Consider the following 17,962-nt stretch of genomic DNA (forward strand, 5'->3'; position numbering starts at 1 on the left):
GCTAGCGTGCGGGTTCGGTGTGATTTGTGTCAAGTGGTGTTGAGACGTTTCAAGTTAGGATGCGCGGGTGGAGCAGGGATGAAGCCGCCGGTCAGCATGCGCGAGGTGGCCGAACGGGCCAAGGTCTCGCTGGGCACCGTGTCGAACGTGCTGAACAAGCCCGAAATGGTGGCCGCGGGGACCCGGGAACGCGTTCTCGCGGCGATCTCCGAGCTCGGGTTCGTGCGCAACGAGTCCGCGCGCCAGCTGCGCTCGGGTACCGCGCGCGCGATCGGCCTGGTCGTCCTGGACGTGGGAAACCCGTTCTTCACCGATGTCGCGCGCGGGGTCGAGGAGGCGGCAAGCCGGGCCGGGCACGCGGTCATCCTGTGCAACAGCGACGAATCTCCGGCACGCGAGGCGCGGCACCTGGAACTGCTGGCGGAACAACGGGTGCACGGCGCGCTGATCACCCCGGCGGGCGCGTCGCTGGACGGGATCCGGCGACTGCAGCAGCGCGGGGTTTCGGTGGTGCTGCTGGATCATCCGAGCGAGGAAGCGGATCTGTGCTCGGTCGCCGTCGACGACCGGACCGGCGGCGAACTGGCGATCAACCACCTGCTGGCCGAGGGCTACCGCGAGATCGTGCTGGTGAACGGTCCCGCGCGGATCCACCAGGCACGCGAGCGCCGGCGGGGCGCCTTCGACGCGCTGCGCAAGGGCGGGCACGACCGGAACCTGCTCACCGTGCTGGAAGTCCCGGCGCTCAACGTGGCGTGCGGGCTGCGCGCCGGGGAGGAACTGCTCGCGCGCCGGTCGACTCCCCCGGCGGTGTTCTGCGCCAACGATCTGCTCGCCCTCGGTGTGCTGCAGGCCATGGTGCGCGCCGGAAAGCGGGTGCCGGAGGAGGTCGCGATCGTCGGCTACGACGACATCGATTTCGCCGCCGCGGCCGCGGTGCCGCTGACCTCGGTCCGGCAACCCCGCGAGCTGATCGGCCGCACCGCGGCGGAACTCGTGATGGCCGAGTCGACCGCCCGCGAACACCACGAACATCAGCGGGTGCTGTTCACCCCGGAACTGGTCGTCCGCGAATCCAGCCGCCGCCCGCGCCGCCGCCGGCAACCGACCGGACAACGGTCGTGAGTGGACAGACCGGTTCTAACCGGCCGGAACACTCACGACCCCGAGGCTCGGCGCCCTCGCGTGTGCGGGGGATGCCTACCCGCGCGCGGTGATTTGCTGGACGGCCCATTCGTTGCCGTCCGGATCGGCGAAGAAGGCGAAGCCGACGTTGTTGAGGTCCTCGCCCTCCTTGCTCGGGCGGAAACCCTCCGGACCGGCGACCTGGACCTCGCTGACTTCCACTCCGCGTTCGGCGAGTTCTTCGCGCGCCGCGTGGACGTCGGGTACCACGAGCTGCAGGCCCTTCAGGGAACCCGGCGGCATCTGCGGGACAACACCTTCGCCCACCACGATCGAGCAACCCGAACCGGGCGGGGTGAGCTGGACGATGCGGTTCCCCTCGCCGAACCTGCTGTCGTGGTCCACGGCGAAACCGACCTTCTCGGCGTAGAAGGCCTTGGCGCGGTCCAGATCCGCGACGGGGACCACGACCACTTCCAGGGTCCACTTCATGCGGTGACGTCCTTTCGTTGCTGGGCGAGCAGTTCGGCGAGCCGGTCGTAGCCTTCGCCGACACCGCGTTCCATCGGGGATGCGAGCACCAGATCGCGGACCTCCCGCGACGGGAAGAGCAGGGTGCTGGTCATGGTGGTGCGGCCGCCGTCCTCGGTGAGGACCGTGGTGACCAGTGCCTCGCCCGGAAACCACTGGTCGTCGTAGGACTCGGTGTAGACCAGGCGATCGGGCGCGGAGATTTCGCGGTACACGCCGCCGTGGCCCATGTCGGCTCCACCCGGTCCGCGGGAGACGAACCGCCACGCGCCGCCCACGCGCAGATCGATCTCGCAGACGACGAGGTGCCAGCCCCGGGCGCCGAACCACTGCCTGAGCAGTTCGGGTTTGGTCCAGGCGTCGAAGACCAGGCGGCGCGGGGCGTCGAACCCGCGCGTCAGCACGATTTCCGTCTCGCTCGGCGTGGTTACGCGCACGGTGTTCATGCCCGCCCTTCCTCGTCGGCCTTGAGCCGGCCGAGCAACGAGTCCAGCTGCCGGAAGTTCTCTTCCCAGTAGTCGCGGTAGTTCTCCAGCCAGTCGGTGGCCGCCTTGAGCGGGCGCGCCTCCAACCGGCACGGCCGCCGCTGCGCGTCCCGGCCCCGCGAGACGAGCCCGGCCCGCTCCAGCACCTTGAGGTGCTTGGAAATCGCGGGCTGGCTCATCGCGAAGGGCGCCGCCAGTTCGGTCACGGTGGCCGCACCCGAAGCCAGGCGGGCGAGGATGGCCCGCCTGGTCGGGTCGGCCAATGCCGCGAACGTGGCGTCGAGCCGCTCGTCTTCATAACCAAGTAGTTTCATAACCACCTGGTTTTGTACTTGCCTAGCGGCGGGCTGTCAAGCGGTTCAGGTACTCGGTGACCCGCGCCGCGCGATCGGTGACCAGGCCGAGGTACCCGTCGGGCCGGATCAGCACCAGGTCCCCGTCCGCCACTTCGTAGGCCCGCCGCAGCGCCCCCTCGGCGTCGACCAGGTCCCCGTGCTCGGCCACGGTGTGCACCGCGACCTCGGGCCCGAAGTCCACACCCGGATCGGCGCCGCAGGCCAGCAATGTCCACTGTGGACCACGCAGGACCTCGAACAGCCGCACCGGTTTCCCGGCGCGGGTGCGCACCGGCGCGTCGGGGGCACGGTCCCCCGCGCGGATCCGGCCGCCGGGTGCGCGGTCGTCGACCGCCAGCGGCCCGTCCCGGTAGGTGATGTCCAGCTGGTGGATCGCCGGGGCCGAACCGGGCGGCGCGGTGGTCGCGCGGAAGTTCCGCCGGTGCATCAGCGTGCTCACGTCGAGCACCTCGGCGGCCACCGGGATCCGCTCGTCGGAGTAGGTGTCGAGCACCGCGTCCGGCGCGCCGCCGAGCACCGCGGCGAGTTTCCAGCCGAGGTTGTAGGCGTCCTGGATGCTCGTGTTCAGGCCCTGGCCCGATGCCGAGGAATGCACGTGGGCGGCGTCCCCGGCGAGGAACACCCGGCCGATCCGGAACCGCTCGGCCATGCGGACGTTGATCCGGTACAGCGAGATCCAGTTCAGCCCGGACAACCGGATGTCGTCCCGGCCGGACCGCTCCTCGAGCAGTTTCCGGACCGTGGCCAGGCTCAGTTCCGGCTCCTCGCCTTCGGCCACCGCGGCGACGAACTGGTAATGCTCGCTGCCCGGCAGGTTCCACAGCGAGAACCGGTCGGTGATGTCCCCGCCACGGGTGAACATGTGGCAGCGGACGCCCTCGAGGCCCTCGGCGCGGACATCGCCGATGAGCGTCCGCTCGGTCTCGTAGGTCTCCCCCGCGAAGCCGACCCCGAGTTGCTTGCGCACGAAGCTGCGCCCGCCGTCGGTGCCGACGAGGTACTCGGCACGCACGCGTTCGGTCCGGCCCTCCCGGCTCAGCGTGGCGACCACGCCCTCGGCGTCCTGGGTGAATCCGGTCAGCTCGGTGCCGAACTCCACCCGGCCGCCGAGTTCGGTGAGGCGGTCGCGCAGGATCTCGTCGGTGCGCCACTGCGGGATGAGCCACGGCCGCGGGTAGGGGACGTCGGATCCGGACGGGAACTCGGTGCCGAGCATCTCCTCCAGCCGCCGCTCCCAGACCACCTCCTGGCCCGAGTAGAGCCGGAACGGCGGAAACGGCGCCCCACCGGCGAGCACGGCGTCGAGCACGCCGAGATCCTCGAACACCTCCAGGGTCCGCGGCTGCAGTCCCTTGCCCCGGGATCCCGGGAACAACCGCGGCGCCTTGTCGACGACACGGCACGCGACGCCGCGGCGCGCGAGTTCGACGGCCAGGGTCAGGCCGCTCGGCCCCGCGCCCGCGATCAGGACGGGAACATTTGATGTCACTGGAATTCCTCAAGAGTTGGTGGGCAGCAATGGGAGCAGTACGTCGTCCACGACCCGCGTGACGAACGCGTCGTCGAGGGGCAGGCCGACGGTGAGCTGGCGCAGGATCATCGCCTCCGCCACGTCGTGCACCAGGGTTCCGTCCACGTCCGCGGGCAGGTCGCCGCGCGCGACGGCCCGGTCCAGGCTCGCGGCGAACGGGGAAAGCTCCTCGTCCTCGGTGTGCTCGTGCAGGGCGGCGGCGAGTTCGGTGTCGTACCGCGCGGCGGCGATCAGCGCGTTCAGCATGCCCAGGTACTCGTCGGTCGCCTTGTCCCGCAAGGCTTCCAGCACGGCCACCAGATCGCCGCGCAGCTCGCCGGTGTCCCGGATGACCAGGTTGAACTCGCTGTCGTACGCGTCCAGCGCGGCCTTCACCAGTTCCGCCTTGTTGCGCCACCGGCGGTAGATCGTGGCCTTGCTGGCCCGCGCCCGCGCGGCCACCGCGTCCATGGTGAGCGCCTGGTAGCCCACCTCCCCGAGCAACTCGGTGACGGCCTGGAGGATGGCCCGTTCCCGCACCTCGCCCCGCGTCATCACACCTCTAACTGAACGAAACCGTACCGTACACTTCGATACGATACGGTTCCCTCCCACGCGCTGTCAAACCTCGTCAGACCCGGTACTCCGCCAGCTCGACGGCATTGGCCGCCTCGGCGATCGGCTTGATCATCATCCGGAGCATGGCGTCCTTACCCGGAAGGTGCGGCATCATGCGCATCAGCTGCCCCTGGAACCACGCCCCCGCCGCGCTCTTCGGCGCCATGTGCTTGACCGAGTCCCGCCCGAGTTTCTGGTTCTTGGCGACGAAATCGCGCAACACGTCCTGGTAGCGGGCGAACGCGAGCTGATGATCCCCGCGCGCCGCCGCGAGTTCCCCGGCGAGGACGTACGCGCCGACCAGGGCGAGGCTCGTCCCCTGCCCGGAGGCGAGCGAAGGCCCGTACGCGGCGTCCCCGAGCAGCGCGACCCGCCCGGCCGACCAGCGGTCCAGGTGGATCTGGCTGATCGTGTCGAAGTAGAAGTCGCCGGCCGTGCCCGCGGCTTCGAGCAGGCGCGGGATCGCCCAGCCGTCCCCGGCGAAGGCCTCGGCCACGATCCGCCGCTGTGCCGCGAGATCGCGGCGGTCGTAGGTCAGCGGCGGCGAGGCGAACAGGAAGCACGCCTTGGCCTCGGCGGCCCGGCCCGCGCTGTAGAGGTTCACCATCTTGCCGCGGGCCCGGTAGAGCATCCCCCAGTGATCGAGCCCCAGGTGGTTGGGCACGGTGGCGACCGCGACGTAGTGGCCGAGATGGCGGACGAACCGGGACTCCTCGCCGAAGACCCTGCCGCGGACATTGGAGTGCAACCCGTCCGCGCCGATCACCAGATCGAACGCCCGGGGCGCGTTCCGCTCGAAGGTGACCTCGACTCCGTGCTCCCGCTGGGTCATCCCGGTGATCGAGTCGTCGAACAGGTACTCGATCTCGTCCGCGGTGAGCTCGTGCAGCAGCCGCGACAGGTCCCCGCGCATGATCTCGACATCGCCCTCGACGTGCATGCCGTAGGCGTCGCCGTCCAGGTCCGCGATCCGCTTCCCGGCGGCGCTGATCAGCGAGGCGCCGCGCATGCCGGTGGCCGTGCGGCGGATGTCCCCGAGGATCCCCATGCGCTCGGCGACCGTGATCGCGGCGCCGCGGATGTCGACGGCGTACCCGCCGGGGCGGGGCGCTGGGGCACGCTCCACGACGGTCGGGCGGAACCCGTGGCGGCGCAGCCAGTGGGCGAGGGCGGGCCCGGCGATGCTCGCGCCGGAGATCAGGATGTTCTTGGTTTCGCTCATGGCCGCAAGCCTCGGCCGGGGTTCCTACCGGTCGCCTACCAACCGCTGACCGGGCCCGGTCAGCGGGGGTTCCGGCTGGTGAAGCGCCACCGGCCGGACTCCGCGCGCAGGACCGCGAACCCCGGTTCCGCGCGCAGGAACTCGGCGTCCGGGGTGGCGGTGACGTCCTCGCGGCGGTTCGCGGGCACGTGGACCTCCGCGGTCGCGCCCACCGGGACCTCGACCTCCAGCCGGAATTCGCCGGCGTGCTGGGACCAGTCGACGGCGACCCGGCCCCGCACGGTGTCGACCGCGTACCGCGCCCAGCGCACGCCGACGCGGGCATCCGGGCGGACGGTGAACCGCGCGAAGCCGTTGTCCCCCGGCCGCAACCCGGCCACGTTCCGGTAGAGCCAGTCGGTGACCGTGCCCTGGAAGTAGTGGTCCCGGGACCGCGTGTCGACGTCCCAGCGCTCCCACATGGTGTCCGCCCCGCTGTCTGCCCAGTACCCCCAGCTCGGGTAGGTGCGCTGGGTGGCGAGGGCGTGGGCGAGATCGGGATGACCGTGGGCGGTGAGCACCGGCAGCAGGACGCTCGTGCCCAGGCAACCGGTGTCGAGGTGGTCGCCGCGGGCGCGGATGTCGGCGGCGAGGCTCGCGGCGACCGCCGCTTCGGCGCCCGGTGGCACCAGCCCGAACGCGAGCGGGATGGCGTTCGACGTCTGCCGGTACCCGGGGTCCCTTCCGGTGCGGTAATGCCCGGCGGGGCCGAGGAACTCCGCGTTGAAGGCGTCCTTGCAGGCGGCCGCGGTCGCGCGGTAGCGGGCGGCAGTGCCGGTTTCGCCGAGCAGGTCACCGAGTTCCGCGGCGGCGAGCAGCGCGCGGTACAGGAACGCCGTCGCGGTCAGGCGGGTGTCCTCCGGCGGGATGCCGCCGGGGTGACCGGGCGGCAGGAAGTCGCCGAGCGCGGTGCTCGCGAGCCCGTCCCGCAGGCGGCCGATCTCCCAGTCCAGGTACTTCGTGAGCGACGGCCAGTGCTCGGCGGCGAGCCGGTCGTCGCCGTACCAGCGGTACAGCTCGCGCAGCAGGAACGGGAAGACCGTCGTCCACTCCGGGGCCGGGGCGAGTTCGGCGTACCCCCAGCCGCCGCTGGGCACGATGACCGGCAGCTGCCCCGGTTCGTCCTGGCTGTCGGCCAAATCCCCCGCCCATTTCCCGAGGAGCCGGGCCATGCCGAACGCCGCGGTCAAGGTCGGGATGCCGAGCTGGGCGTCGCCGGTCCAGCCGTTCTTCTCGTACATCGGGGTATCGGTGGGGATGCCGTGCAGGTTGTTGAGCAAGGTGCGGCGCATCATCCGGTCGAACCGTTCGAACAGCGGCTCCGAACACCGGAAGAACCCGACCTCGCGAACGTCGCTGTGCACGATCCGGCCGAGCAGATCGCCGGGTTCCGGACGGGCGGACAGCCCGGTCACCTCCACATAGCGGAACCCCTTGTAGGAGAACCTCGGTTCCCAGGTTTCGGTGCCGGTGCCCGCGCAGAAGTACTCGTCGACCTGGAACCGGTCGGTGAGCACATGCTCGCTGACCGCCTCGACGGTTCCGTCGGGGTTGAGCTTTTCCCCGTACCGCAACCGGATCCGGGTGCCCGCGGGCGCGGTGACCGAGAGCCGGACCCAACCGGCGGCGGTGCGGCCCAGATCGGCCACGTACACCCCGGGGCCGGGTTCGGTGATCGCCACCGGGCGCACGGTTTCCACGACCCGGATCGGTTCGTGCCGTTGCGCGCGCAGCCTCCCCTCCGGCGCGGGTTGGGCGACGGCCGGAATCCAGGCGCTGTCGTCGAAACCGGGCCGGGTCCACCACCGCGGCACGCGCCGGGCGTCGTAGGTTTCGCCTTCGTAGAGCGAATTCGAGAGCGTGGGGCCGTTGGCGACCCGCCACGACTCGTCGGTGCCGATCGTGGTCCGCGAGCCGTCCTCGTGCTCGATTTCCAGCTGTGCCAGCAGTTTCGGTTCGCCGTGCCACCGGGCTCGGTGCCAGTTCCACGCGTTCGGCGTCCGCATCCCGTAGAAACCCCGGCCCAGCGTCACCCCGAGCGCGTTGGCGCCCGGCCGCAGGAGGCGCGTGACGTCGTGCACGACGTAGAGCACGGTCCGGTCGTAGCCGGTGAATCCCGGATCCAGCACCCGATCGCCCACGCGTTCGCCGTTGAGTTCGGCCTCGTGGTAGGCCAGCCCGCTGAGGTAGAGCCGGGCCCGCGCGATCGGGCCGGTGACCCGGAATTCGCGGCGCAGCAGCGGGGCGGGTGGCTCCGGGCCCGCCGCGTCGGGCGCGCCGATCCAGCGGGCGGCCCAGGGTTCGGCGAGCATCCCGGTCTCCCACCAGGACATCGGGCTCCACGGTGACGGCCGGTCGGCCGCGTCCCAGACCCGGACCCGCCAGTGGTACCGCGTGCGCGGGCGCAACGCCGGACCGGCATAGCGAACTCCGACCGAGTTCGCCGAACGGACCCGGCCGGAATCCCAGATCACCGTCCGCCCGTCCGGATCGGTGGCCACCCGGATCCGGTACGCCGTCTGCCGGGCCCCGTGCTCGTCCGCGCGCATCGTCCAGGACAGCCGGGGCGCGGTCACGTCGAGGCCGAGTGGCCGCTCGTCGTACTCGACGGTCCCCCGCTCGATCCACACCTCTTCGACGGTACCGCGAATCCGCGGTCAGCCGCCGATGACGAGGCAGGTGGTGGACGCGGTGGCGAGGATCTTCCCGGCCGCGTCCCGGAGGTCGCCCTCGGCGAAGGCGATCCGGGAACCGGCCTTGACCACCCGGCCGTGCGCGAAGATCTCCCCGGACGAACCGTGGATCGCCCGCACGAAGTTGATCTTGAGTTCGACCGAGGTGTACCCGACCCCGGCCGGGAGCGTCGAATGCACCGCGGACGCCAGCGCGGAGTCGAGCAGCGTGGCGGCCACGCCGCCGTGCACGGTGCCGATCGGGTTGTACAGCGACTCGTCCGGTGTTCCGCCCAGCACGACATCCCCGTCGCCGACGTGCACCCAGCGGATCGCGAAATGGCTCGAAATCGGCGGCGCCGGAATCCGTCCCTCGGCGATCCCGGTCAGGTACTCCCGCCCGGACATCGTCGCGCCCACCCGCGCCGCGGGGAGCGGATCGCGCCAGCTGATCGTCTTCTCCCGCACGGCGCCCAGCTCGGCGGCCTGGTCGATGGTCAAACCCGCACCTCCGTACCTCGACTAAGACGATCGTCCTAGCGGCGCCCAGCTTCGCCTAGGACGATCGTCTTAGTCAAGGCGTATGCTCACCGGGTGTCCGAAACCACGCGGGAACGCATGCTCGCCACGGCCGTCCGGCTGTTCCAGCGCGACGGCTACCACGCGACCTCGTGGCGCCGCCTGGTCGACGAGGCCGGTACGCCGTGGGGCTCGGCGCACCACCACTTCCCCGGCGGGAAGGAACAACTCGGCGTCGAGGCCGTCCAGCTCGGTGCCGATTTCGCCATCGACGGGGTCCGCCGCGGCTTCGAACGCCACGATTCGCCCGAGGACGCCATCCGCTGGTGGTACCGCAAGGCGGGCCGGCGGCTCGCGGACGCCGACTACCGCGGCGGCTGCCCGCTGGCGACCATCACCCTGGAGACGGTGAACGGCTCGCCCAAGCTCACCGCCGCGTGCCGCGAAGCCTTCGACCGCTGGCAGGGCGTGCTCACCGAACTGCTCCGGGAACACGGCTACGCCGCGGAAGCCGCCACCGAACTCGCCGTCGCGATCATCCACAACTTCGAGGGCGCACTGCTGCTCAGCCGCGTGCGCCGCGACACGAATCCGCTCGAGCTGGCCGCCGAGCAGATCGCCGTGTTGCTGGCCCATCAGCGGCACGCCGCGTCCTGACCGCGAACCTGGCCCCAGGCGTACCGGAATGGCACGATCGCTGGGTGCCCAGCCCGCCGGAGCGCCGCCGCCTGATCGACGCGAACCGCGTCGACGACGCGATCGAAGGCCTCGGTGACCGCGAAACCGTGCGGGAATGGGCCCAGCGGTTCGCCATCCTCGCCGACCCGTCCCGGCTCACCCTGCTGGTGTGCATCCACTACGCCAAGGAGATCTGCGTTTCGGATCTCGCGGCGGCCGCCGGAATGTCCGATACCGCGGTTTCCCAGGCGCTGCGCCTGCTGCGCGCGCACGGACTGGTCGCCGCCCACCGCGAGGGCCGGGTGGTCCGGTACCGGCTCGCCGACGCCACCGTGCACGACCTCATCCACCACGTCCGGCCGCATCCCGGGACCACTCCGCACGGAATCGATTGACCGATTCAGCCCGGCACCGCTCCGGACGGCGTAAGCTGCCGAGTTGCGTGATCCAGATCACAGCTTTACCGTGGAATTCTGCCTCTCACCACTGAGAACACGTCTGAAAACGGGTGAGTCCGTGAGCAGCCCACTCGAACAGGCCAAGGCGGTCGGTGACGCGGTGCTGTACGAGGGCTACCTGCTCTACCCGTACCGGGCCACCGCGGCCAAATCCAAGGTGCGCTGGCAGTGGGGCGTGCTGATGCCGCCGTCGTTCACCGCCACGGATCTCGGCGAACATGCTTCCTCGCGCACCGAATGCGTGCTCGAGGCGCGACCGGACAGCACGCTGCGGGTCACCGCCCGGTTCCTGCAGGCGCAGGAACGGGTCGCGCAGGAACTCGCGGGCTACCAGTTCGTCGACGTTCCGTCGCTCACCGTCGGCGGCACCGAGTACACCACCTGGGACGAGGCCGTCGAACGCGAGGTCGACGCCGAACTGCGGGTGTCCGATCTGCTGGCGCATCCGGTCGAGGTCCCGTTCAGCGTCGCGGGCACCGAGCGGTACGAGCGCGTGGGCAGCGCGGCGAGGCTGATCCGGCGAACCCGGCCGCTGAGCGGAGTGCTGAAGATGTCGGCCAGTTCCCTCGACGGCCCGCCCGGCGGCGTGCGGCTCCGGGTCGATCTGCGCAACACCAGCGACTGGGCCGAGCCGGTGCCGACCCGGAAGGCCGCGCTGCACCACGCGCTCCTCGCCGCGCATCTGGTGCTGGCGCTCGACCCGGGACAGTTCCTTTCCCTGCTGGACCCGCCGGACTGGGCGCGCACCGCGGCCGACGACTGCGTGAACACGCGCACCTGGCCGGTGCTGATCGGCGGCACCGAGCGCGCCTCGGCCGTCCTGTCCTCGCCGATCATCCTCTACGACGATCCCGAGATCGGAGCGGACGGCGCCGGGGAACTGTTCGGCACCACCGAGATCGACGAGATCATGCCTTCGGACCTGCTCGATCGGCTGCACGGCACGATCCGCTATCTCCGTTCGGTGACCGACGAACCGCTGAGCACACCGGCGAACACGGAGGTGATGGAATGAAACGCCCGCGCGTCCTGGTTGCCGGGATAGGCAACATCTTCCTCGGCGACGACGGCTTCGGCATCGAGGTCGTCAAGGAACTGGAACAGGTCGGGTTGCCCAGCTGGGTGCAGATCGCCGACTACGGGATCGACGGCACGCACCTGGCCCACGAACTCCTCGGCGGGTACGACACCACGATCCTCATCGACGCGACCCCGCGAGGCGACGCGCCCGGCACGCTCTGCCTCATCGAGGCCGAGGCCGGTGACCTCGAACCGCTGAGCGCGGCGGTGGACGCGCACGGTATGCGGCCGGACGCGGTGTTCCGGCTGCTGCGCATGCTCGGCGGGGACGCGGGCCGGGTGATCGTGGTCGGCTGCGAACCGGCCAGCGTCGCCCACCGGATCGGGCTGAGCCCACCGGTCGAGGCCGCGGTCGACCGGGCGGTCACCGTGGTCACCGATCTGGCCTGGGGCGCGACGCCGCAACCGTCGCCCGAACTCCTGGTGTTGCCGCACGCCTCCGGATAGCTCAGCGCCCGCTGACCGGCGATGGTTGACAAAGGCTCCACCAACCACTTGGTTGAGAGTCATGGACCTCGACTGGCCGGTGGAACTCGGCGATCAACTGGACTGGCACTGGCGGGAGCGGCTGCGGCCCCGGCTGCACGGCCTGACCGACGCGGAATACTTCTGGGAACCGGTCGCCGACTGCTGGACCGTGCGCCCGCGCCGCACCGCGGACGAACTGGGCGGCGGGCGATTCACCGTCGACTACGCCTTCCCCGCCCCCGAGCCCCCACCGGTCACCACCATCGCCTGGCGGCTCGCGCACATCACTGTCCACGTCCTCGGCAAGCGCGCCGAAACGCAGTTCGGCGGCCCGCCCGTCTGCTACCAAACCTTCCCCTACGCCGGGACCGCCGCGACGGCGCTGGACCAGCTCGACCAGGCATACGACGCGTGGTCGTCCGGAATGCGCGCGCTCGGCCCAGCGGAACTGAACCGCCCCGGCGGTCCGGCCGAGGGACCGTTCGCCGACCGCCCGCTGGCGGCGCTGATCCTGCACATCCACCGCGAGGTGATCCACCACGGCGCGGAGGTCGCGCTGCTGCGCGACCTGTATTCGCGCCGGGCGTGAAAGCCCTTGGTGAGCGGGCCGACCCAGGTGGCCGAAGGCGGCGCCGTATAGGTCGTTATACGGCCGGTTTCACTCCGCTCGGCCGTAGGCGCGCAGCAGGGTCGTGGTGAGGCGGCGGGCGACCCGATCCGGCGACCAGCCGTTGCTCGCCACCAGATCCGTCACCACGCGCTCGTCGAACAGCGTGATCCAGGTGAGCACCGCGTAACGCATCTCCTGCCGCGGCAGGTGCCCCGCCCGCACGCATTCGGTGAGCACCGCGGCCAGCCGCTGGTGCAGGGCCACGATGAAGGCGTCGCCCTCGTCGAGGCGGGCGAGGAAACCCCGGGCCGAGCGGACGGCCGCCACCGCGACACCCCAGTCCGCGGCCTTGGCCACCCAGATCGCGCACATCCGGCGCAGCCGCACCAGCGGATCGCCCGGCGGCACCGCGTCGAGCGCGGTGAGCAGGTCACCGGTGAGCCCGTCCAGGTACGCCTCGACGACCTCCCGCGCCCCGGCGAAGTGGCGGTACGCGGTGGCCGTGCCGACTCCGGCCCGGTGCGCGATCGCGTTCAGCGAGAAACCCGGCCCCGACTCGGCGAGCAGCTCCCCGGACGCGCGCAGCAGGGCCGCGCGGTTCTGCCGGGCGTCGCTCCTGCGCGCGGGGACATCGGGCACCGGGAAATCGTAATGACAACTACCGTCGGTGGTATGCGCGGTCTTCTCGACGGTCCGGTGCCGCAGGTCGGCGTGGGCGTGGTCGCGTCCTTCGACTTCGATCGCGACCGGGAGCTCTGGCGCTGGGCGCCGGACGACGTGTCCCTGTTCATCGCGCGTACCGACCCGGTGTCCTCTGCCGACAACCTGGGCCTGGTCTCCGCGCTCAACCAGCCCGGCCGGGTGGAACGGCCCACGCGGGAGGTGTGCGCGGTCGGCGCCCGGGCCGTGACGTACCTGTGCACCGCCTGCGGTTTCGTCGGCGGCCCGGACCGCGAACACGCGTTGCGGGAGGCCATGCTCGGCGCCGGGGCGCCGCGGGCGCTGACCACGGCCGGGGCCGTCGTCGACGCGTTGCGGGCGGTCGGCGCGCGGCGGGTGGCCGTCGCACATCCCTACGAGCCGCCGGTCGGCGAGCGGCTGCGGGAGTTCCTCACCGAATCGGAACTGCGGGTGGTGTCGAGCACCGACCTCGGCCTCGGTTCGATCCATGAGGTGTACGACGTGTCGTACGCGCGGGTCGCCGAACTGATCCGCGCCGGGGACCATCCGGACGCCGACGCGCTGTTCGTGAGCTGCACCGCCCTGCCGACCTACGACCTCATCGCGCCGCTGGAACAGGAACTCGGCAAACCGATCATCACCGCCAACCAGGCCACGATCTGGGCCGTGCTGCGCACCCTGGGCATCGCCGCGATCGGCCCGGAACAAACCCTGCTCGGTGTCACCTGATCGAAACACGCGCCTGCGATCATCGAGCTAACTGGGAACCGATTCTCACTTAGCTCGAGGGAGGCGCCATGACCTCGGTGGCGATCATCGGTGCGGGCGCGATCGGGACGGTGCTCGCCGCGGCGGTGCACCGCACCGGCGCGGACACCGTGCTGTGCACGCGAACGCCGGTCGGCGAACTGGTGCTGGCCGACGACGACGGCGAGCACGCGGTGGACGTCCCGGTGCGCACCGATCCCGCGACCGCGGCGCCGGTGGACTGGGTCCTGCTGACCACCAAGGGCCAGGACGTCGCCGGTGCGGCGCCCTGGCTGTCCCGGCTCCGCGCGCCGGAAACGACCGTGGTCGCGCTGCAGAACGGGGTGGAACACCGCGAGCGCGTGACCCCGCTGGCCGGATCCGCGCGCGTGCTGCCCGCGTTGGTCTACATCGCCGCCGAACGGATCGCGGCGGGCCGCGTGCGGCACCGGCGCGGCCGCCGGATCGTGGTGCCCGAGAACGCGGACGCGTCCGCGTTCGCCGCGCTGCTCGCCGGATCCGGGCTCGAGGTGCACCGGGAACCGGACTTCACCACGGCGGCCTGGCGCAAACTGCTCGGCAACGTGGCCGCGAATCCGATCACCGCACTCACCCTGCGGCGGCTGGAGGTGCTGCGCGACGGGGAGATCGGCGAGCTGACCCGGACCCTGCTGACCGAGGCGATCGCGGTCGGCGCGGCGTGCGGCGCCCGCCTGGATGCCGCGGATCTGCGGCGGACGCTGGACTTCTACCGGGAATTCGCCGCGGACGACGGCACCTCGATGCTGTACGACCGGCTGGCCGGACGGCCACCGGAGACCGACCTGATCAACGGAGCGATCGTCCGATTCGGACGCGAGCACGGCGTTCCCACCCCGGCGAACCAGGCCGTGCACGCGCTCCTCGCGGCCCTCCAGCCCGAAAGGGCAGACCTCGCGAGCTGAACCGCCACCGGTGCTTGGAGTTGTGGCACTGTCGGTTCATGGAAGATCTCTACCGCGGCAGGCTGGCCGCCCTCGAGCAGACCTGGGAGGTCTGGACCTCCCTCGGCCACGACCTGAGCGAGGACCAGTGGTCCGCGGCGACCCGGTGCACCGGCTGGGACGTGGCCGCGGTGTACGCGCACCACTCCGCGACGGCCCGGGATCTGGACGCTCCGCTGCCGCGGACGGACGCGCCGGGAAAGCCGGTGACCGCGGCGGAAATCATCCGCCGGTTCAACGCCCCGGACGGGGTGGCGCACACGATGGCCGAGCCGAACGCGGACCAGGCGGTCGCCGACGCCGCCGAGCACCCCCGGCGGGAACTGGTCGAACGGTTCGGCGTGCACGGACCCGGCGCGCTGCGGCAGCTGCGGGAGCTCGCGGCGACCCTGGTCATCCCGTGGCCCGCTTCGGGTGCGGTGGTCGCGGTCGGGGAAGCGATCCGGATCATCCTGATGGAAGCCACCGTGCACCTCCTCGACGTGCAGCGCGCCCTGGACCTGGCCCCGGACGTGCCGCCCGCGGCGTTGCGGGACACCGCGCTGCTGCTCGCCGAGGTCGCCCCGGCGGTCGAACTGATCGAGGCCGCGACCGGCCGCTCGCCGCACTCCCCGCTGCCCGTGCTGCGTTAGCCGAGCCGGACGCCCCACGGCAGTTCGAGGCGGTGCGTGGCCAGCAGTTCGGTGTCCGCGAGCAGGTCCCGGGTCGGCCGGTCGGCGACCACGATCCCGTCGTCGATCAGCACGCTGCGCGGGCAGATCTGCAGGGCGAAGAGCAGATCGTGGGTGACCACCAGCATGGTGCGGTCCAGCGCCAGCAGGACCTCGGCCAGTTCGCGCCGCGCCACGGGTTCGAGGTTCGCCGAGGGCTCGTCCAGCACCAGCAGGTCCGGATCGCACGCCAGCACGGTCGCGAGCGCGACGCGGCGGCGCTGGCCGCCGGACAGGTGCGTCGGCGCGCGGTGGGCGTGCTCGCCCATCCCGACCGCGTCGAGCGCCGCGCGCACCCGCTGCCCGAGTTCCGGTTCGGCCACCCCGAAGTTCGCCGGTCCGAACGCGACATCCTCGCCCGCGGTCGGCAGGAACAGCTGGTCGTCGGGATCCTGGAAGACCAGCCCGACCCGGCGGCGGATCTCGCGCAGGTTCGCCCGCGTCACCTCGAGCCCGGCGACCTCGACCCGCCCGGCCGCCGCGGTGAGCACCCCGTTGAGGTGCAACGCGAGCGTGGTCTTCCCGGCGCCGTTGGGGCCGAGCACCGCGACCCGCTCCCCCGCGCGCACGTCGAGATCGATCCCGGCGAGCGCCCGCTGCCCGTCCGGATACGCGTAGGCGAGCCCGCGCACGGACAGCGCCACCGGCCCCCGTTCGGCCGGTGGCCCGGGCGCGGGCGGTTTCGCCCCGGTCCACCCCCGGGACAGCATCGCCAGGTGCACCCGCTCGCCGCGTTCGTAGCTGCGCAGGAACAGGGTGCCGATTCCCCGCGCGGTGGCCGCGGCCTGCCAGAGGAACCGGGGATCGTGGCCGCGGCAGATCCGGGCGAGCCGCATCCGCCCGGCCTCGGCGGCGACGACCTCGACGTACCGCAGCATCAGCGCGGCGATCGTGGTGAACAGCCGGGGCACCCGCAACCGCCGCAGCCCCGCCACCAGGTCCTGCGGATGGGTGGTGGCCGCGAGGGTGAGCGAGATGAGGACACCGAGCGTTCCCTTGGCGAAGATGTTCCACCCGGTCAGCGCGCCTTCGACGGACAGCGGCACCCCGAGGACGGCGGTTCGCGGGCCCGGCCCGGCGAACGGCAGCACCACGGCCAGCACCACGAACGGCAGTTCGATCACCGCCCGGCGGGCGAACCAGCCCACCGGCACCCCCGCGAGACGCCAGACCACCAGCAGGACCGCGAGATCCACGCCGAACACCCAGAACAGCTCCCGCGGCGTCGCGACCACGCCCAGCACGGCGGCGAACGCGCAGACCAGCTTCACCTGCGGCGGCACCCGGTGCACCGGTGAATCCCCGGCGCGAAAGAGGACCGCGTGCGCGCCACTCACGTGCGCGATTCCGGATCGTCCGGCGCCCGGCGCCGCCGGAGCAGCCAGAACACCCCGCCCGCGACGGCCAGCGTGGCCAGCACGCCGAGCACCCCGGCGACCCCGGTCAACCCCTCGTCACCGCCGACCGCGTACCCGGCCAGCGGCCCCTTCTCCAGCGGGTGTTCCCGGGCGTCCTGGGCGAGGCAGGAGCCCTGCAGCCGCTCGCCTTCCGCCGTCTGGACGGTGGTGCACCCGTCCTGGGTCACCGAATCCAGGCCGTCCGGGCTCGAATCCGCGAAGTACGAGACGACACCGGCCAGCAGCAGGGCCACGATCGCGAATCCGGCGAAGAACCCAACCCCTCGATGGGTCCTGGCCGGACTCACGCCGCGCCCTCCTGCCGCCGCGCCCCGATCGGGGATCGGGGACGTGTTTCCCGGCCGCCGCGCAGCAGGTACACCAGGTCCGGCCGGGCCGAGGCGACCGCGCCGACGGTGAGCGCGGTGAGCACGCCTTCGCCGATGCCGATCAGGCAGTGCACGCCGACCATGGCCGCGGCGACCCCGCCGAGCGGCACCGAACCGTGCCCGCCGATCGCGTACTCGCCGACGAAGCCCAGGGCGGCGACGACCGTGTTCACGAAGGCGGCGGTGAACGCCACGGTGACCAGCCCGGCCCTCGACCGCACCGCGAACGGCCGGAGGGCGACCGCGATCAGGTAACCCGCGGCGGTGCCGAGCAGCGCCATGTTGGTGATGTTGGCGCCCAGCGCGGTCAGCCCGCCGTCGGCGAACAGCAACGCCTGCAGCACCAGCACGATGCTCACGCAGAGCGCACCCGCCCACGGCCCGACCAGGATCGCGGCGAGCGCGCCGCCGAGCAGGTGCCCGCTCACCCCCGGCAGCACCGGGAAGTTCAGCATCTGGGTCGCGAACACGAACGCGGCCACCAGCCCGGCCATCGGCGCGGTCCGGTCGTCCAGGTCGCGGCGGGCGAACACCACGGCGACCGCGACGCCGGCCACCGCCACCGCGCCGAACAGCAGCGAGGCGGGCACGTCGAGCAGGCCGTCGCTCATGTGCATGGCGATCGAACCGCGCACGCGCCACCTCCGCACGAAGATCGGGACTCACTATTTCATCACCTTTTCA

The 17,962-nt window shown here is 71.7% G+C and carries 21 protein-coding genes and 1 pseudogene; 9 read left to right on the forward strand and 13 right to left on the reverse strand.

What is annotated here, in order from left to right:
* The first annotated feature begins 78 nt into the window (after positions 1 to 78).
* Positions 79 to 1,125: a LacI family DNA-binding transcriptional regulator gene (locus tag FXO23_RS21830; protein WP_158887242.1), complete on the forward strand. Its 1,047-nt coding sequence runs from the start codon at positions 79 to 81 to the stop codon at positions 1,123 to 1,125.
* A 75-nt stretch (positions 1,126 to 1,200) separates the two neighbouring features.
* On the opposite strand, the gene FXO23_RS21835 is transcribed toward FXO23_RS21830, so the two are convergent.
* From FXO23_RS21835 to FXO23_RS21870, 8 genes are all read right to left on the reverse strand, one after another.
* A complete protein-coding gene (locus tag FXO23_RS21835; RefSeq protein WP_158887243.1) occupies positions 1,201 to 1,617 on the reverse strand; it encodes a VOC family protein in 417 nt (138 codons plus the stop codon).
* Positions 1,614 to 2,102 (reverse strand): SRPBCC family protein, encoded by a 489-nt coding sequence (locus FXO23_RS21840; protein WP_158887244.1) that lies wholly within the window; start codon positions 2,100 to 2,102, stop codon positions 1,614 to 1,616. Before FXO23_RS21840 ends, FXO23_RS21835 begins: the two co-directional genes overlap by 4 nt.
* The gene (locus FXO23_RS21845; RefSeq protein ID WP_158887245.1) at positions 2,099 to 2,455 is read right to left on the reverse strand and encodes an ArsR/SmtB family transcription factor; all 357 of its coding nucleotides are present in this window, start codon (positions 2,453 to 2,455) and stop codon (positions 2,099 to 2,101) included. The genes FXO23_RS21840 and FXO23_RS21845 overlap by 4 nt, the downstream gene beginning before the upstream one ends.
* Before the next feature lie 22 nt (positions 2,456 to 2,477).
* Complete coding sequence (locus tag FXO23_RS21850; RefSeq protein WP_218952118.1) at positions 2,478 to 3,986, reverse strand: FAD-dependent monooxygenase; 1,509 nt, start codon at positions 3,984 to 3,986, stop codon at positions 2,478 to 2,480.
* Positions 3,987 to 3,995: 9 nt separating this feature from the next.
* Positions 3,996 to 4,562: a TetR/AcrR family transcriptional regulator gene (locus tag FXO23_RS21855; RefSeq protein ID WP_158887246.1), complete on the reverse strand. Its 567-nt coding sequence runs from the start codon at positions 4,560 to 4,562 to the stop codon at positions 3,996 to 3,998.
* Positions 4,563 to 4,638: 76 nt separating this feature from the next.
* Positions 4,639 to 5,847 carry an FAD-dependent monooxygenase gene (locus tag FXO23_RS21860; protein WP_158887247.1) on the reverse strand — a complete coding sequence of 403 codons (1,209 nt, stop codon included), beginning with the start codon at positions 5,845 to 5,847 and terminating at the stop codon, positions 4,639 to 4,641.
* A gap of 59 nt (positions 5,848 to 5,906) precedes the next feature.
* Positions 5,907 to 8,516 carry a family 78 glycoside hydrolase catalytic domain gene (locus FXO23_RS21865; protein ID WP_246257651.1) on the reverse strand — a complete coding sequence of 870 codons (2,610 nt, stop codon included), beginning with the start codon at positions 8,514 to 8,516 and terminating at the stop codon, positions 5,907 to 5,909.
* 27 nt (positions 8,517 to 8,543) lie between these two features.
* A complete protein-coding gene (locus tag FXO23_RS21870) occupies positions 8,544 to 9,059 on the reverse strand; it encodes a PaaI family thioesterase (RefSeq protein WP_246257653.1) in 516 nt (171 codons plus the stop codon).
* 93 nt (positions 9,060 to 9,152) lie between these two features.
* Between FXO23_RS21870 and FXO23_RS21875 the strand changes: the two genes are divergently transcribed.
* The 5 genes from FXO23_RS21875 (at position 9,153) to FXO23_RS21895 (ending at position 12,350) form a co-directional block, all read left to right on the forward strand.
* Complete coding sequence (locus FXO23_RS21875) at positions 9,153 to 9,734, forward strand: TetR/AcrR family transcriptional regulator (protein ID WP_246257654.1); 582 nt, start codon at positions 9,153 to 9,155, stop codon at positions 9,732 to 9,734.
* 44 nt (positions 9,735 to 9,778) lie between these two features.
* The gene (locus FXO23_RS21880; RefSeq protein WP_158887248.1) at positions 9,779 to 10,150 is read left to right on the forward strand and encodes an ArsR/SmtB family transcription factor; all 372 of its coding nucleotides are present in this window, start codon (positions 9,779 to 9,781) and stop codon (positions 10,148 to 10,150) included.
* Positions 10,151 to 10,271: 121 nt separating this feature from the next.
* Complete coding sequence (locus FXO23_RS21885; RefSeq protein WP_158887249.1) at positions 10,272 to 11,228, forward strand: hypothetical protein; 957 nt, start codon at positions 10,272 to 10,274, stop codon at positions 11,226 to 11,228.
* Entirely contained in the window at positions 11,225 to 11,740 is a 516-nt protein-coding gene (locus FXO23_RS21890; RefSeq protein ID WP_158887250.1) for a hydrogenase maturation protease, read from the forward strand. Before FXO23_RS21885 ends, FXO23_RS21890 begins: the two co-directional genes overlap by 4 nt.
* A gap of 61 nt (positions 11,741 to 11,801) precedes the next feature.
* Positions 11,802 to 12,350: a DinB family protein gene (locus FXO23_RS21895; RefSeq protein WP_158887251.1), complete on the forward strand. Its 549-nt coding sequence runs from the start codon at positions 11,802 to 11,804 to the stop codon at positions 12,348 to 12,350.
* 69 nt (positions 12,351 to 12,419) lie between these two features.
* Here FXO23_RS21895 and FXO23_RS21900 read toward each other — a convergent pair whose 3' ends face one another.
* Positions 12,420 to 13,010, reverse strand: a complete 591-nt coding sequence (locus FXO23_RS21900; protein ID WP_158887252.1) for a TetR/AcrR family transcriptional regulator — start codon at positions 13,008 to 13,010, stop codon at positions 12,420 to 12,422.
* A gap of 33 nt (positions 13,011 to 13,043) precedes the next feature.
* Between FXO23_RS21900 and FXO23_RS21905 the strand changes: the two genes are divergently transcribed.
* The 3 genes from FXO23_RS21905 (at position 13,044) to FXO23_RS21915 (ending at position 15,414) form a co-directional block, all read left to right on the forward strand.
* The gene (locus FXO23_RS21905) at positions 13,044 to 13,781 is read left to right on the forward strand and encodes a maleate cis-trans isomerase family protein (protein WP_158887253.1); all 738 of its coding nucleotides are present in this window, start codon (positions 13,044 to 13,046) and stop codon (positions 13,779 to 13,781) included.
* 68 nt (positions 13,782 to 13,849) lie between these two features.
* Entirely contained in the window at positions 13,850 to 14,743 is an 894-nt protein-coding gene (locus FXO23_RS21910; protein ID WP_158887254.1) for a 2-dehydropantoate 2-reductase, read from the forward strand.
* A gap of 38 nt (positions 14,744 to 14,781) precedes the next feature.
* Positions 14,782 to 15,414, forward strand: a complete 633-nt coding sequence (locus FXO23_RS21915) for a maleylpyruvate isomerase N-terminal domain-containing protein (protein WP_158887255.1) — start codon at positions 14,782 to 14,784, stop codon at positions 15,412 to 15,414.
* On the opposite strand, the gene FXO23_RS51090 is transcribed toward FXO23_RS21915, so the two are convergent.
* From FXO23_RS51090 to FXO23_RS21930, 4 genes and pseudogenes are all read right to left on the reverse strand, one after another.
* A complete protein-coding gene (locus tag FXO23_RS51090; protein WP_218952123.1) occupies positions 15,411 to 16,202 on the reverse strand; it encodes an energy-coupling factor ABC transporter ATP-binding protein in 792 nt (263 codons plus the stop codon). The genes FXO23_RS21915 and FXO23_RS51090 overlap by 4 nt on opposite strands.
* Positions 16,191 to 16,829: pseudogene (gene cbiQ, locus FXO23_RS51095) on the reverse strand (cobalt ECF transporter T component CbiQ); the annotation flags it as partial. The pseudogene cbiQ and the gene FXO23_RS51090, both read right to left, overlap by 12 nt.
* Positions 16,826 to 17,197 carry a PDGLE domain-containing protein gene (locus FXO23_RS21925; RefSeq protein ID WP_158887257.1) on the reverse strand — a complete coding sequence of 124 codons (372 nt, stop codon included), beginning with the start codon at positions 17,195 to 17,197 and terminating at the stop codon, positions 16,826 to 16,828. The pseudogene cbiQ and the gene FXO23_RS21925, both read right to left, overlap by 4 nt.
* Positions 17,194 to 17,895, reverse strand: coding sequence for an energy-coupling factor ABC transporter permease (locus FXO23_RS21930; RefSeq protein ID WP_179956845.1), 702 nt, complete (start codon positions 17,893 to 17,895; stop codon positions 17,194 to 17,196). Before FXO23_RS21930 ends, FXO23_RS21925 begins: the two co-directional genes overlap by 4 nt.
* Between the last annotated feature and the right edge of the window lie 67 nt (positions 17,896 to 17,962).

Source organism: Amycolatopsis anabasis (assembly GCF_009765355.1).
Classification (GTDB): Bacteria; Actinomycetota; Actinomycetes; order Mycobacteriales; family Pseudonocardiaceae; genus Amycolatopsis; species Amycolatopsis anabasis.